General features: G+C 68.5%; 12 protein-coding genes and 1 pseudogene. 9 read left to right on the top strand and 4 right to left on the bottom strand.

Features of this window, described 5'->3' with window-relative positions:
* The 6 genes from AC07FA_RS33625 to AC07FA_RS33600 form a co-directional block, all read left to right on the top strand.
* The coding region (locus AC07FA_RS33625; RefSeq protein ID WP_479080136.1) for an RICIN domain-containing protein at positions 1-246 on the top strand (246 nt) is incomplete at its 5' end.
* On the top strand, positions 243-1631 hold the full coding sequence (locus AC07FA_RS33620; RefSeq protein ID WP_479080135.1) for a ricin-type beta-trefoil lectin domain protein: 1389 nt from the start codon (positions 243-245) through the stop codon (positions 1629-1631). The genes AC07FA_RS33625 and AC07FA_RS33620, both read left to right, overlap by 4 nt.
* A gap of 159 nt (positions 1632-1790) precedes the next feature.
* A complete protein-coding gene (locus AC07FA_RS33615; RefSeq protein WP_479080140.1) occupies positions 1791-3953 on the top strand; it encodes an RICIN domain-containing protein in 2163 nt (720 codons plus the stop codon).
* A gap of 35 nt (positions 3954-3988) precedes the next feature.
* Positions 3989-5233 carry a ThuA domain-containing protein gene (locus AC07FA_RS33610; protein WP_479080139.1) on the top strand — a complete coding sequence of 415 codons (1245 nt, stop codon included), beginning with the start codon at positions 3989-3991 and terminating at the stop codon, positions 5231-5233.
* A gap of 165 nt (positions 5234-5398) precedes the next feature.
* Entirely contained in the window at positions 5399-7042 is a 1644-nt protein-coding gene (locus tag AC07FA_RS33605) for a glycoside hydrolase family 71/99-like protein (protein WP_479080134.1), read from the top strand.
* A gap of 656 nt (positions 7043-7698) precedes the next feature.
* Positions 7699-8274 (top strand): dihydrofolate reductase family protein, encoded by a 576-nt coding sequence (locus tag AC07FA_RS33600; protein ID WP_479080133.1) that lies wholly within the window; start codon positions 7699-7701, stop codon positions 8272-8274.
* Positions 8275-8535: 261 nt separating this feature from the next.
* Here AC07FA_RS33600 and AC07FA_RS33595 read toward each other — a convergent pair whose 3' ends face one another.
* Complete coding sequence (locus tag AC07FA_RS33595) at positions 8536-9351, bottom strand: class I SAM-dependent methyltransferase (protein WP_479080132.1); 816 nt, start codon at positions 9349-9351, stop codon at positions 8536-8538.
* A gap of 195 nt (positions 9352-9546) precedes the next feature.
* On the opposite strand from AC07FA_RS33595, the gene AC07FA_RS33590 reads away from it, so the two are divergent.
* Positions 9547-9996: a nuclear transport factor 2 family protein gene (locus AC07FA_RS33590; RefSeq protein WP_479080131.1), complete on the top strand. Its 450-nt coding sequence runs from the start codon at positions 9547-9549 to the stop codon at positions 9994-9996.
* A gap of 174 nt (positions 9997-10170) precedes the next feature.
* On the opposite strand, the pseudogene AC07FA_RS33585 reads toward AC07FA_RS33590, so the two are convergent.
* Both AC07FA_RS33585 and AC07FA_RS33580 read right to left on the bottom strand, forming a co-directional pair.
* Positions 10171-10287 (bottom strand): annotated as a pseudogene (locus tag AC07FA_RS33585) (IS5/IS1182 family transposase); the annotation flags it as partial.
* Between the two features lie 44 nt (positions 10288-10331).
* Positions 10332-10577 (bottom strand): DoxX family protein, encoded by a 246-nt coding sequence (locus AC07FA_RS33580; protein WP_479080130.1) that lies wholly within the window; start codon positions 10575-10577, stop codon positions 10332-10334.
* 641 nt (positions 10578-11218) lie between these two features.
* Between AC07FA_RS33580 and AC07FA_RS33575 the strand changes: the two genes are divergently transcribed.
* Positions 11219-11560, top strand: a complete 342-nt coding sequence (locus tag AC07FA_RS33575) for a hypothetical protein (protein WP_479080129.1) — start codon at positions 11219-11221, stop codon at positions 11558-11560.
* A complete protein-coding gene (locus tag AC07FA_RS33570) occupies positions 11547-11696 on the top strand; it encodes a hypothetical protein (protein ID WP_479080128.1) in 150 nt (49 codons plus the stop codon). The genes AC07FA_RS33575 and AC07FA_RS33570 overlap by 14 nt, the downstream gene beginning before the upstream one ends.
* A gap of 205 nt (positions 11697-11901) precedes the next feature.
* On the opposite strand, the gene AC07FA_RS33565 is transcribed toward AC07FA_RS33570, so the two are convergent.
* The gene (locus AC07FA_RS33565; protein ID WP_479080127.1) at positions 11902-13290 is read right to left on the bottom strand and encodes a chloride channel protein; all 1389 of its coding nucleotides are present in this window, start codon (positions 13288-13290) and stop codon (positions 11902-11904) included.
* Between the last annotated feature and the right edge of the window lie 2 nt (positions 13291-13292).

Here is a 13292-nt window from a genome sequence, read left to right as displayed (position 1 = left end):
ATCCGCGCGCTCGGCAAGTGCCTGGACGTGGCATCCGGCGGAACGACCGACGGCACCGCCGTCCAGCTGTGGGAGTGCAACGGGACCGCCGCCCAGCAATGGGCCACTCCCGAAGCCAAGGACATCGTCAACCCGCAGGCCGACAAGTGCCTGGACGCCGCGGGCGGCAGCTCGGCCAACGGCACCCGATTGCAGATACGGACCTGCACCGGGGCCACCCATCAGAAGTGGACGGTGACCCGATGACCACGAGACTCCTCCGCAGGCCCACCGTGCGCGGTGTGCTGGGCACAGCGGCGGCAGCCGCCCTCCTCACCGGCCTGACCGGCGCTCCCGCGAGCGGCGCGGCAGCGGCGACCGGCCAGATCACCGGGCTCGGCGGCAAGTGCGTCGACGTCGCGGGGGCGAGCAGCGCCAACGGCGCCGCCGTACAGCTCTACGACTGCAACGGCACCTCGGCGCAGCAGTGGAACGTCGGCAGCGACGGCACGATCCGCGCGCTGGGAAAGTGTCTGGACGTGGCATCCGGCGCCACCGCCGACGGCAGCCGGACCCAGCTGTGGGACTGCAACGGCAGCGCCGCCCAGCAGTGGTCGGTCACCGCGGCCCGCGACATCGTCAACCCCCAGGCGGACAAGTGCCTGGACGCGACGGGCAACAGTTCGGCCAACGGCACCCGGCTGCAGATCTGGAGCTGCACCGGCGCCGCCAACCAGAAGTGGACGGCGCCGGGCGGGGGCGGTACTCCGGCGCCCGGACCGGGGGCCATGGCCGTGGCGCCGTACCTCTACAACGGCTGGGGGAGCCCGCCGAGCCCCACCACCGTGACGAACGCCACCGGCGTCAAGTGGTTCACGCTCGCCTTCGTCCTCAGCAACGGCTACTGCAACCCGCAGTGGGACGGCAGCCGGCCGCTGACCGGAGGCGTCGACCAGCAGACGGTCAACACCGTGCGGGCGAACGGCGGCGACGTCATCCCGTCCTTCGGCGGCTGGAGCGGCAACAAGCTGGAAAGCTCCTGCGGCAGCGCGGGCGAGCTTGCCGCGGCGTACCAGAAGGTCATCAACGCGTACGGGCTGAAGGCCATCGACATCGACATCGAGGCGGCGGCCTACGACAGCCCGACCGTCCAGCAGCGCACGGTCGACGCGCTGAAGACCATCAAGGCCAACAACCCCGGCATCAAGGTGTACGTCACCTTCGGCACCGGGCAGAACGGCCCCGACAGCAGCCTGATCAACAAGGCCGCCGCGTCCGGTCTGACCGTGGACAGCTGGACGATCATGCCGTTCAACTTCGGCGGTGCCGGCCAGAACATGGGCCAGCTCACGATCCGCGCCGCCGAGGGCCTCAAGAACGCCGTCAAGAGCGCATACGGCTACTCGGACGACCAGGCCTACCGCCACACCGGCATCTCCTCGATGAACGGCATCACCGACAACGGCGAGACGGTGACCGTCGACGACTTCCGCACCATTCTCGGCTACGCGCAGCAGCGCCACCTCGCCCGACTGACCTTCTGGTCGGTCAACCGTGACCGGCCCTGCACCGGCGGCGGAGCCGACACCTGCTCGGGCGTTTCCCAGCAGCCGTGGGACTTCACCCGTGTCTTCGCCCAGTACAACGGCTGACCCACCCCTCCTCCAACCCCCCACCAACGCCGCACCGGCGGCACAGGAGAAGACGTGCTCCGAGCCCTGCGACCACCCATCGGCCGCCACACCCCAGCTACGGCCCGTACCGCGCCCCCTTGGATCGCGGCCTTCGTAGCCGCCGCCGCGGCCGCCTCGATCCTCACCGCAGTCCAGCCAACCCAGGCCGCGACCTTGGAGGCTGTCACCTCGCCGGTCGCAACCGAGGCCGCCGCAGCCCTGCCCACGAGCTGGTCCACGGTGGTGAACGGAGGCAGCGGCAAATGTCTGGACGCCCGATCGGCCGCGACCGTGAACGGCACCGCGGTGCAGCAGTACACGTGCAACAACAGCACCGCGCAGCAGTGGAGCTTCACGCCGACCAGCGACGGTTTCGTGCGGATCGGCAACCGCAATGACGGCAATCAGGTCGTGGACGTGAGCAACACGTCCTCGGCCGACAACGCGGCCGTGCACCTGTGGACGTACGGCGGCGGCAACAACCAGCAGTGGCAGGCCGTCGACGAGGGCGGCGGGGCGTACCACTTCGTCAGCCGGCACAGCGGCAAGTGCCTCGACGTCCCGTCCGCCTCGACGGCCGACAGCGTCCAGCTGGTGCAGTACACGTGCAACGGCTCGGCGGCCCAGCGCTTCCAGGTCACGCCCGTGAGCACCGCGCCCGGGGACATCGACCTCGGCCCCAACGTGGTCGTCTTCGACCCGTCGATGCCGTCATCCACCATCCAGAGCCGGCTGAACTCCATCTTCCAGCAGCAGGAGACCAACCAGTTCGGCTCCCAGCGCTACGCGGTGATGTTCAAGCCAGGTACGTACAGCAACGACGTCAACGTCGGCTTCTACACCCAGGTACTCGGCCTCGGGCAGTCGCCCGACTCGGTCACGATCAACGGCGCCGTGCACGTGGAGGCGGACTGGTTCCCGCCGCAGAACGCCACCCAGAACTTCTGGCGCGGTGCCGAGAACCTGTCGGTGAACCCCACGGGCGGCGCCGACCGGTGGGCGGTCTCGCAGGCGTCCGGGTACCGGCGCATGCACGTCCGCGGCAATCTGGAGCTGAGCGACGGCGGCTGGTCCAGCGGCGGGTTCATGGCCGACAGCAAGATCGACGGTCAGGTGCGGTCCGGTACCCAGCAGCAGTGGCTGACCCGCAACTCCCAGCTCGGCAGCTGGACCGGTTCCAACTGGAACATGGTCTTCGTCGGCAGTCAGGGCGTGCCGGGCAACAGCTTCCCCAACCCGCCGTACACCACGGTGAACCAGACGCCGACGGTCCGGGAGAAGCCATTCCTGTACGTCGACAGCGCGGGCGCGTACAAGGTGTTCGTGCCGTCCCTGCGAACCAACTCCTCGGCCACCAGCTGGGCGAGCGGGACCGCGGCGGGCGGCTCGCTCGGCATGGACCAGTTCTACGTCGTCAAGGCCGGAGCAACGGCGACACAGATCAACGCCGCACTGGCCGAAGGCAAGAACCTGCTGGTCACTCCCGGTGTCTACCATCTGAACCAGACCTTGAAGGTGACCCGGCCCGACACCGTCGTTCTTGGTCTCGGCCTCGCCACCTTCATTCCTGATAACGGTGTCACGGCGATGACGGTCGCCGACGTCGACGGCGTGAAGGTCGCGGGTGTCCTCTTCGACGCCGGCACCACCAACTCGCAGACCCTGATGGAAGTGGGCCCCGCCGGCGCCGCCGCGGACCACGCGGCGAACCCCACCTCCCTGCACGACGTCTACTTCCGGGTCGGCGGCGCGGCCGTCGGCAGGGCGACGACGAGCCTGGTCGTCAACAGCGACCACGTCATCGGCGACCACATGTGGATCTGGCGCGGCGACCACGGCAGCGGCATCGGCTGGAACAGCAACACGGCGGACACGGGCCTCGTCGTCAACGGTGACAGCGTCACCATGTACGGCCTGTTCGTCGAGCACTACCAGAAGCACCAGACCGTCTGGAACGGCAACGGCGGGCGGACGTACTTCTACCAGAACGAGATGCCGTACGACCCGCCGAACCAGGCCGCCTGGATGAACGGCTCCACCCAGGGCTACTCGGCGTACAAGGTCGCGAGCTCGGTCACCAGCCACCAGGCGTACGGGCTCGGCAGCTACTGCTACTTCAACGTCAACCCGAGCGTGACCGCCGAGCGTGCCTTCGAGGCCCCCAACAACCCGAACGTGCGCTTCCAGAACATGGTGACCGTCTCGCTCGGCGGTACCGGGACCATCCGGCATGTCATCAACGACCGGGGCGGGCCGTCCAACTCGTCCACCAACGTGGCCAACCTGGTGAGCTACCCGTGAGGCGGCTGGCAGCACGGCTGCTGATCCTGCTGGCGATGGTGCTGGGGCCGGCCACCCCGGCCCACGCCGGACTCACGGCCTCCGCCGCACCCCAGGCCGCGGCCTTCAAGGTGATCGCCTTCTACAACGGCACCTGGGACGCCGCACACATCGACTTCGTCAAGGAAGCCAACGAGTGGTTCCCGCGGACCGCCGCGCAGAACGACTTCACCTACACGGCGACGACCAACTGGGACCTGCTCGCGAACGGCGGGGTGAACGACTACCAGGTCGTCCTGTTCCTCGATGACGCCCCGAAGACGGCCGCCCAGCGGTCCGGTTTCGAGCGGTACGTGCGCGCCGGCGGAGGCTGGATGGGCTTCCATTCCTCGGCGTTCACCACCGACGCCGCGTCCTGGCCCTGGTACTACAACGGGTTCCTCGGCAGCGGGAACTTCAAGTCCAACACCTGGGGGCCCACGACCGCGCTGCTTCGCACGGAGAACCGGACGCACCCCTCGACCACCAGCCTGCCCGCGACGTTCACCTCGTCGGTCAGCGAGTGGTACAGCTGGTCGAACGACCTGCGCGCCAACGCGAACATCAAGGTTCTGGCATCGGTCGACCCGACGAGCTTCCCCCTGGGTACGGACCCGAACCAGTCCTGGTACAGCGGCTACTACCCGATCCTCTGGACCAACACCCAGTACAAGATGCTGTACGCCAACTTCGGACACAACGCCATGGACTACGGTTCCAACACCCGGCTGTCCTCGACGTTCGCGAGCCCCACACAGAACCGCTTCCTGATCGACGGGCTCAAGTGGCTCGGCGGAGCGGCCGGTGATCCCGCGCCGACCGACCCGATATCCGAGACGGCGTGGTACTCACTGACCGACAACGCGAACGGCGCCTGCGTCGACGCGCGAGCGGCGGCCACGGCCAACGGCACGGCGATACAGCAGTACACCTGCAACGGGACCACCGCCCAGCAGTTCCAGTTCCGCCCCACCGACAGCGGATACACGCGGATCGCGATCCGCGGTAATCCGCAGCAGGTCGTCGACGTCACCGGTGTGTCGACCGCGGACAACGCGCCGTTGCAGCTGTGGTCCTACGGCGGTGGTGGCAACCAGCAGTGGCTGCCGGTACGGGAGGCCTCGGGCCGCTACCACTTCACCGCCCGGCACAGCGGCAAGTGCCTGAGCACCCCAGGCAGCACGGCGAACGGCGTGCAGCTGGTACAGCGCGCCTGCGACAACTCGGCCGCACAGAGCTTCCACCTCGCTGCTCAGCCGTGAGGCGATGAGCCTCCGATCTCCGCGTTCGGGGAGAACAGCCTGTACCGGCCGGGTCACCCGGCCGGTACAGGCCCCGCCCCGCCTCCCGGCGCAGAACGCCGCACGGTGCCGCTGCACCACGAGGCAAACGCCAAGCGACCCCGCAGAGGGAAAGGTCCCCCCACCATGACTGTCTCCCGCCGTACCTTCCTGGCCGCCTCAGCGGCCGCCCCGTTCCTCAGCGGCCTGCCCGGCACCGCATCCGCCGAGGCCGTCGCACCGCTGGCCAGCCCGCCGGGCGATGTCGTCGGCAAGATCACCGTCGGCTACCAGGGCTGGTTCGCGTGCACCGGGGACGGCGCGCCGATCAATGGCTGGTGGCACTGGTCCCGCAACATGTCCCAGCCGCCGTCGCTCAGCAACACCACCATCAAGAGCTGGCCCGACATGCGCGAGTACACCAGAGGCTACGCAACCGCCTACCCCGACCTGAACAGCGGAGGGCAGGCGACCCTCTTCTCCTCCTATGACCAACAGACGGTCGATACGCACTTCCGCTGGATGCAGCAGTACGGCATCGATACCGCCGCACTCCAGCGGTTCAACCCGAACAGCCCCGAGGGCCCCACGCGAGACGCGATGGCCACCAAGGTGCGCGCGGCCGCGGAGGCGTACGGCCGCAAGTTCTACGTCATGTACGACGTCACCGGCTGGACGACCATGCAACAGGAGATCAAGACCGACTGGGCCAACAAAATGCGCGCCCACACCGCCTCGTCCGCCTACGCCATCCAGAACGGCAAACCGGTGGTGGGCATCTGGGGCCTCGGCTTCAACGAGGACAACAAGGCGTGGTCCGCCGATGTCTGCCTCGACGTCATCAACTGGTTCAAAGGACAGGGCTGCTACGTGATGGGCGGAGTCCCCACCCACTGGCGTACCGGGACCGGCGACTCCCGAGCCGGGTACATCAATGCGTACCGGGCCCTGAACATGATCTCCCCCTGGATGGTCGGCCGCATCGGCAGCGTCACCGACGCGGACAACTTCTACCAGAACGTCAACCTGCCCGATCAGGCCGAGTGCAATGCCCACGGCATCGACTACCAGCCCTGTGTTCTCCCCGGCGACCTGCAAGAACGCCAGCGCGCTCACGGCGACTTCATGTGGCGGCAGTTCTACAACATGAAGCGCGTGGGGGCCCAGGGCATCTACATCTCCATGTACGACGAGTACAACGAAGGCAACCAGATCGCCAAGACCGCCGAGAACACGGCCCAGGTACCGTCCGGTTCCGGGATCCTCGCGCTCGACGAGGACGGCACGGCCTGCTCCTCCGACTACTACCTCAGGCTCACCGGCGACGGCGGCCGGATGCTGAAGGGGCAGATCGCTCTCACCGCGACCAGGCCCACCCGGCCAATGGACCCCACCGGCACGGTGATCAGCCTCCGTGCCAGGGCCAACAACCGTTACGTGACCGCCGAGGGCGCCGGCGCGTCTCCGCTCATTGCCAACCGCACGGCCGCCGGTACCTGGGAACGGTTCGACATGATCGACCTGGGCAACGGCAACATCGCACTGCGGGCACACGCCAACAACCTGTACGTGACCGCCGACGACGCAGGCGCCTCGCCCCTTGTCGCCAATCGCCCGACGGCACAGGGCTGGGAGACCTTCCGGCTCGTCCACAACGCGGACGGCACCGTCAGCCTGCGCGCGCAGGCGAACAACCTGTACGTGACCGCCGAGGACGCCGGCGCCTCGCCGCTCATCGCCAACCGCACGACGACAGGACCCTGGGAGTCGTTCGACCTCATCACTGCTTAGTCGCGCTTCGCGAGATCTGAAATACCGGGGCCGCGACCTTTTACTCTGTCGGCAGCACGATCGAGAGCCCGACCAGCAGCATGAACAGGTTCCCGAGCGCCGCGAACCAAAAGATCCCTTTCCGCGGCCCCATCTTCTGCCCGTTTCTCGGGGCCCAGGCGGGCAGGGCGTCAGCCGAACGTCTTGTGCGGCGTGTGTTCGCCCGTGCCGAGCGCACGGACTCCGGAACGGGCGTGAACCCTGGGCGCAGCGCCGGCGCGGGCAGGGGTAGCGCCAACGGTGCACGTGCAAGGGGCGGTGGCGTCGCTGCTCCCGCGGCTCCTCCCCGGTGTCGTGCACGGTCACCACATGCGGGTCCCGGAGCGCGGCCATGGCCTGCGACTCGCGCCGGAACCGTTCGGAATGGCCCGCGTCCAGGGCGAGCCCGGGCAGCATCGTCTTGATCGCCACCGCCAAGAACCGAGGCTCCCGAGGCGTCACCCCACTGGTTTCGACTGTGAGCGCTACAAGAGACGCAACACCTTCGAACGCACCATGCGTCCTTCGTGATGATTTTGCCGTGGGGCGGGGAGATCTGAGGGGACCCCGTGAGCTGTGACGAGCCCTGCGGCAGACGGTGGTCGTAGTGTCGAACCTGTCCCCGAGGAGGACTTCTGATGCGCAGCGTGACCTACTCGATGGGCGTCTCCCTTGACGGCTACATCGTCGGGCCGAACGACGACTTCGACTGGACGGGGCCCGACGAAAACGTCTTTCGCTTCGTCACCGACGAGATCCGCGAGGTCGGCGTCTACGTGATGGGGCGACGGCTGTACGAGACGATGCTGTACTGGGAGACCGCCGACCAGGATCCATCGCTCGACGACTCTATGCTCGAGTGGGCCGCGATCTGGAATTCGCTCCCCAAGGTGGTGTTCTCCACCACGCTGTCGACGGTGCAGGGCAATGCCCGCCTGGCCTCCGGCGGCCTGGCAGAGGAGATCGAGCGGTTGCGAGCCGAGCCGGGGGAGGGCGACATCGCGATCGGCGGCGCGACTCTCGCTGCCGAGGCGGCCGATTTGGGTCTGATCGACGAGTACCGGGCCAGGGTCTATCCAGTGCTGGTTGGCGGTGGCACCCCGTTCTTCCCCCAGCGCGAGCGCCGGGTAGATCTCGAACTCGTCGAGACCCGCACCATCAGCTCAAAAGTCGTCTACCTCCGCTACCGCGTGGCGCGCCAGGCAATGCTTTAGAACTTGTTGAGGGGCTGGGTGGGCCGTCCGGGAACGTCGCGGGCGGCCATGCAGATCGTGAGGTCGCGGGTAATCCGCCCGATGCTGATCTCGGTGGCGAGGCATGAAGGACCGGAAGATCCTGCGCCGACTGCCGTCTCAAGGGGCGACGACGGCGTCCACCACGCGATGCCCGGCATCGGCCGCCTGCACCACCTCGCCCGCCGGATGGACGAGCGGCCCTGCCCAGCGGCCGACCGTCTCCCGACTGCGGGACGGCCCTCAACTCGCCTCGGCGTGGGGCACTCGCCGACCGCTCACCGCCCAAGCCCGGGCCGTGAGCGCGATGGAACCGTCCGGCCTCCTGGGGACAGCCGCGCTGAGGGCGCCACGCACTCGCTCGCGGTGGGCCGGCGTGAGGGCAGCTACGTAGCCCGGTGCAGGGCCCTGCCCCGCCAGGAAGGGGTCCCACAGGTCGGCGAAGTCGGTGAAGACGGTGGCCACCTCGATCGAGGCGGTGGACACATCGACGAGCCCAGCGTCAGCCCATACCGCGCGCAACCGCTCCGGATGACATACAGGGAAGCGGCGGGCCTCGTCCAGGGCGGCCGCGGACGGATCCACCTCGACGGCGGCGTCCCAGAAGCCGCGAATGATCCCCATGCCGTCTGCGTAGTCCCACACGTACGCCGCGATCAGGCCACCCGGCCGGACCGCCCGGACCATTTCTGCCACCGCCTCAGTGGGTCCAGGAAGGAAGTTCAGGGCAAGGCCGCTGACGGCCACATCGCACGCTTCGTCGCGTACTGGAAGCGACATCGCGTCTGCCACGGTGAAGTATGCCGAGACTGGAGCTGTTGTTCGGGCTGAGACCACGAACCCCTCGGACCGGTCGATACCCACCATCAATCGAGGCAGGCACCGGGCCGTCACCACAGCCGACAGCACACCAGTACCGCACCCCACGTCCACCCACCGCAGCTCGTCCTCGCAGTCGAGCCACGCCACGAACTCCTCCGCGACAAGCCGACTCCACCGACCCATGTACCGCTCGTACGCGGCCCCGACTGCCCACACGTCAAACGGCTGATTGTCCATGGCACTACGATCCCCGCCCCAGCGCCTCACAAGCCGCAGCCACGCGAGTGTGCCGACTGGCGGCCCCGGGCAAGCGGATGAACCCGGAACCCAGTTAAGGGAGAGCCAGGGCGTGTTGTGAAAGTGCCGACCATGTCGCACAACGATGTCTGATTTCCGCGAGCGGGATGCGCCTTTGCTGATCATGCTGGCGCCATGACGATGTCATCCACTACAGACCCAGTGACAGTCCTCACCGGCATGTATGCGGCTGAGGCCGAGTATCTGGCGGCCGGAGGCCCTGGCGAGGCTTCGTTCGACTTGCTCGCTCCCTTCTTCGCGTCCAATGTCGAGCTGCATCAAGCGGATGCTCTGCCCTACGGAGGTACGTGGCGTGGGCACAAGGGAATGACGCAGTTCTTCCTCGCGATGGGGCGGGTCTGGGAGACGTTCGACATGGTGGAGCAGGAGTTTCTTGCCACCGGTGAGACTGCGGTCGTGCTCACTCAGGTCCGTGCTCGCGCTCGTGCGACCGGCCGTGAACTCAGCTTCCCCATCCTGCAAACGATCACGGTCAAGGACGGGCAGATCACCGAGGTCCGGCCGTTCTACTGGGACACTCAGGCTATCGCCGACGCCTGCGCCGGGGCCGCGCCGACAGACTGAGACCGACTGTATATCCGCTGGTCACAGCCACTCGTTGAGGACTGCCACCAGTACAGCCGCCGCTAAGGGGATGGCGCGTTGGTGTCATGGTCCGGTGCGCGCCGGGCGACGACCCGTCCGGCGCCCCCCGGATGCTGTGCAGAAACCCGAGGTAGATCACGCGGCGACCGGCGGCACCGGATCCGCACTTTCACGGCGCAGGGTGGTCACCGACGTTCCGAAACTGCGGGGGCCTGGCCCAGTGAACGGGGCTATCCAGGACGGCTCCGCCGCCGTGATCACACCAGCCACGCCGAGACCATCTCACCCCGGGGTCAGCGGTTACGGGGCGATCCTCAGACGGCAACCCTCAAGGCCAAGGCGGCGGTAGCTAGCAGAAGGAACGGGTACTGCAGACCGAAGGAGGAGTCGCGTGCTCTCAAGTGCGTCACGATGGCGGCGCCAAAGAAGAGAACGAGACCGGCCGCCGCAGCCATGGCGATCATCGGTATCCAGAAACCAATGAGCAGTCCAAGTGCGGCCGCTGCCTTGGGGACTCCGAGCCAGGGCATCCACAGCCGGGGCACGCAGACCGTGTCCATGGCGACGCCGACACGCCCCAACGCACGAAGTCGGCGCCGGCCGAGAACAGGCAGTACGCGATGGCGTCGAGGACGGACTGGGGGACTTCCGCCGACGGGTCGCCCTTCTCGACGTGGTCGACGACCGGAGCCAGCGTGGAGGCACACGGCGGGCCAGCGACAGGGCATAGGCGTTGGGACCGCCTTTGGGCCAGAGGCCGGGCGCCTCGCCGAGCGAGCCGACGGACCGTCAGCGTCGAGAGAGCAGGCGGGTCGCCGGCTTGGCGTGACGCAGCTGTTGATTCCGTGATGGCGCATGCGGACGTGCGCACGGCCCACTGCTACAGGTCTCGTGACTGACCGTGGACAGTTCTGCCGATGAGTTCTCGCAGACCATGTCGCGGGGGCTGGCGACCACTCCGGCGGGCGGAATGCACCGGAGCGGTGGCGATGTCGTCAGCGTCAGCGTCCACGAAGGACAGCGGCGCCTCCAGGCGGCGGCGGAAGTGCGGGTCGCGGGCCGCCCCTCGCGTCCTTTCGGTCCTTCCGCAGTTCCGACCGGGTGACAGCGGGAGCGGCGTGGCTGTGCAATGCCGCAGCTCATCCGTCCGGCCGCCAGACTGCCAAGGGCCCATCGACACCGCGGATTCCGGAGCCCCGTCATGCCCCAGTCCTCCACCGGCCCGAACGAAGCGGACAGCTTCCTGACCGTATGCGGCCACACACACCTCTTCCCGGGTGCTCGCTGCCGCATCCAGGGGTTGGCCGACCCCCACACCTTCGTAGAAGAACCACAGCCGATCGAACTGCAACTGCGCCTCGCCGACGACGTGGTCACCGAGGCGGAGTTGCGCACCGTGGATCCGATGGGCCCCGTACTCACCGTCCCGGCCTACACCACGGGCGCCGGAACCTCCATCGACGGTCGCACCTGGCTGGTTCGAGAGTTCATTCGAATGGGAGACGACGTCGAGCTGACGATCGGTGGGCGTGCCTCGACCTGAGTACCGGGCCCGCTGTGCCTGCCGGCCAGACGGCGCGCAGGTGGCCGCGGCCGACACCGGCGAGGACATCAACTGGGTCGTGTCGGTGGACTCCACGATCGTGCAGGCTCACCAGCACGCGGCCCGGCCTGAATAGGCGGGGGCCCGGTCGGTGAACCCGACGACCACGCCATCGGGAGCGCGTCGAGCAGCAGCCGTCGCAGGTCCGCGCGCTGTGCTTCCGGGCGGCCGTCGGTGCCGTCATCACTGTTCTCGAACAGGACACGGCCGGCGTGTCCCAGAGCGCGCATCGCCTGACGCCCCTCCAAGGCGGTGGCGCGGAAGATGGCGCAGACAGAGGATCAGGCGCTCACGCTGTCGCCGCCCGCAGCCTTCTCGCGCGGGCGGCGCGTCGCGGCCGACGGGCCCGGCGGAAGCAGTTCGGCGGTGATGAAGGCCGTCACTGCCGCCAGGATCACGACGGGGATCGTCTCGGCGTTGCCGAGCACCAGGACCACCAGGGCCACGCTGCTGACCGGAAGCCGCAGAGCGGCTGCGGCTGCTGCGGCCATGCCCGCGGCAGCGCCCGGGACCACTCCGAGGCCAGGCAGTGGCGCGAGCAGCACGCCGGCCGCTGCGCCCAGGAAGAGAACGGGGAACACCAGTCCGCCGCGGAGGCTGCCCAGGCACAGGGCGTACGCGGCGGCTTTGAACAGCAGGACGGCCAGAAGTGCGCCCACGCCCCAGGCATGTGGATCCGAAGCGAGTCCGGCCAGCGTGGCCTGGCCGGACGAGGCGACCTCGACCGGGGAACGGCCCGTGACAACCGTGTAGATGGCGGCGCAGCCTCCGGCGGCGACCGCGCAGATCACGGTCCGGACGAGAGGAGAGACTGACACGAAAGTGGCGGTCAGCCGACCGCCGATGATCACCAGGTGCACCAGCGCACCCACGCCTGCCCCCAGCACGATCGACCACACCACGTCGCCGGTGTCCAGACGCGGAGGAGTGGTGGGGAAGTGGACGGTGAGACTGCCCGTATCGAGGCCGGTCCAGCGTCCGAAGCCCGTGAACACCACCGCTCCCACGCCACTCGACAGCAGCGCGGGAAGCATGACGATGAACAGCTGTGGACCGCCGACGCCCGCCACTTCGATCAGAAGCACCGCGGCGATGAGCGGATTGCCGAAGATGGCGGCGATGGCCGCCGCCGCGCCGGCCGCACCTAGCAGTGCGGTGCTCTGGGGGGTGGCAGGGGCGCGGACGAGATGCCGGAAGAGGAGGGCGAGGCCGCCGCCGAGTGCGATCAGGGGCGCCTCCGGGCCGAGGACGGCACCGAGCGGCAGGCTCGCGGCCGCGGCGATGATCACCCCTGGCAGGGCGGCCGCCGAGGGACCCCCTGCGTGCAGGCCGTACGCCGGAACGTGACCGCCCGCGCCGGGCAGATGGGTCACCACCAGCCCCACGGCGACCCCCGCGACGGCGAGCAGCGGCAGCGGCCACCAGGCCGGGGGAGTGTCCCAGCCGAGTGCCTTCGGTAGGTCCGCCCACATCACGTGCTCCAGCTCGTGCAGGCCGACGAGGAACCAGAAGGCCGCCAGGGAGATCGGGACGCCGATCAGAGCGCTGAAGACCAGGAGCTTGGTGTATGCGGGCGTACGCAGGAGATTCCGCAAGCGGTCGGCCTCTGCGGCCTCTGCGGCCCCCTCGGGCTCGCCGGAGGGGCCGGGGTGGGCGTTCGGCGCCGTCATGG

The organism is Streptomyces sp. NPDC045968 (assembly GCF_056430475.1).
Note: the sequence above shows the minus strand (reverse complement) of the source record. Positions and strands in the feature narration are given on the sequence as shown.

Excerpts from the sequence above, each read along its gene's own strand:
- AC07FA_RS33620 (WP_479080135.1), top strand. The coding sequence starts at position 243 with ATGACCACGAGACTCCTCCGCAGGCCCACCGTGCGCGGTGTGCTGGGC.
- AC07FA_RS33610 (WP_479080139.1), top strand. The coding sequence starts at position 3,989 with ATGGTGCTGGGGCCGGCCACCCCGGCCCACGCCGGACTCACGGCCTCC.
- AC07FA_RS33605 (WP_479080134.1), top strand. The coding sequence starts at position 5,399 with ATGACTGTCTCCCGCCGTACCTTCCTGGCCGCCTCAGCGGCCGCCCCG.
- AC07FA_RS33600 (WP_479080133.1), top strand. The coding sequence starts at position 7,699 with ATGCGCAGCGTGACCTACTCGATGGGCGTCTCCCTTGACGGCTACATC.
- AC07FA_RS33595 (WP_479080132.1), bottom strand. The coding sequence starts at position 9,351 with ATGGACAATCAGCCGTTTGACGTGTGGGCAGTCGGGGCCGCGTACGAG.
- AC07FA_RS33590 (WP_479080131.1), top strand. The coding sequence starts at position 9,547 with ATGACGATGTCATCCACTACAGACCCAGTGACAGTCCTCACCGGCATG.
- AC07FA_RS33580 (WP_479080130.1), bottom strand. The coding sequence starts at position 10,577 with ATGGACACGGTCTGCGTGCCCCGGCTGTGGATGCCCTGGCTCGGAGTC.
- AC07FA_RS33575 (WP_479080129.1), top strand. The coding sequence starts at position 11,219 with ATGCCCCAGTCCTCCACCGGCCCGAACGAAGCGGACAGCTTCCTGACC.
- AC07FA_RS33565 (WP_479080127.1), bottom strand. The coding sequence starts at position 13,290 with ATGACGGCGCCGAACGCCCACCCCGGCCCCTCCGGCGAGCCCGAGGGG.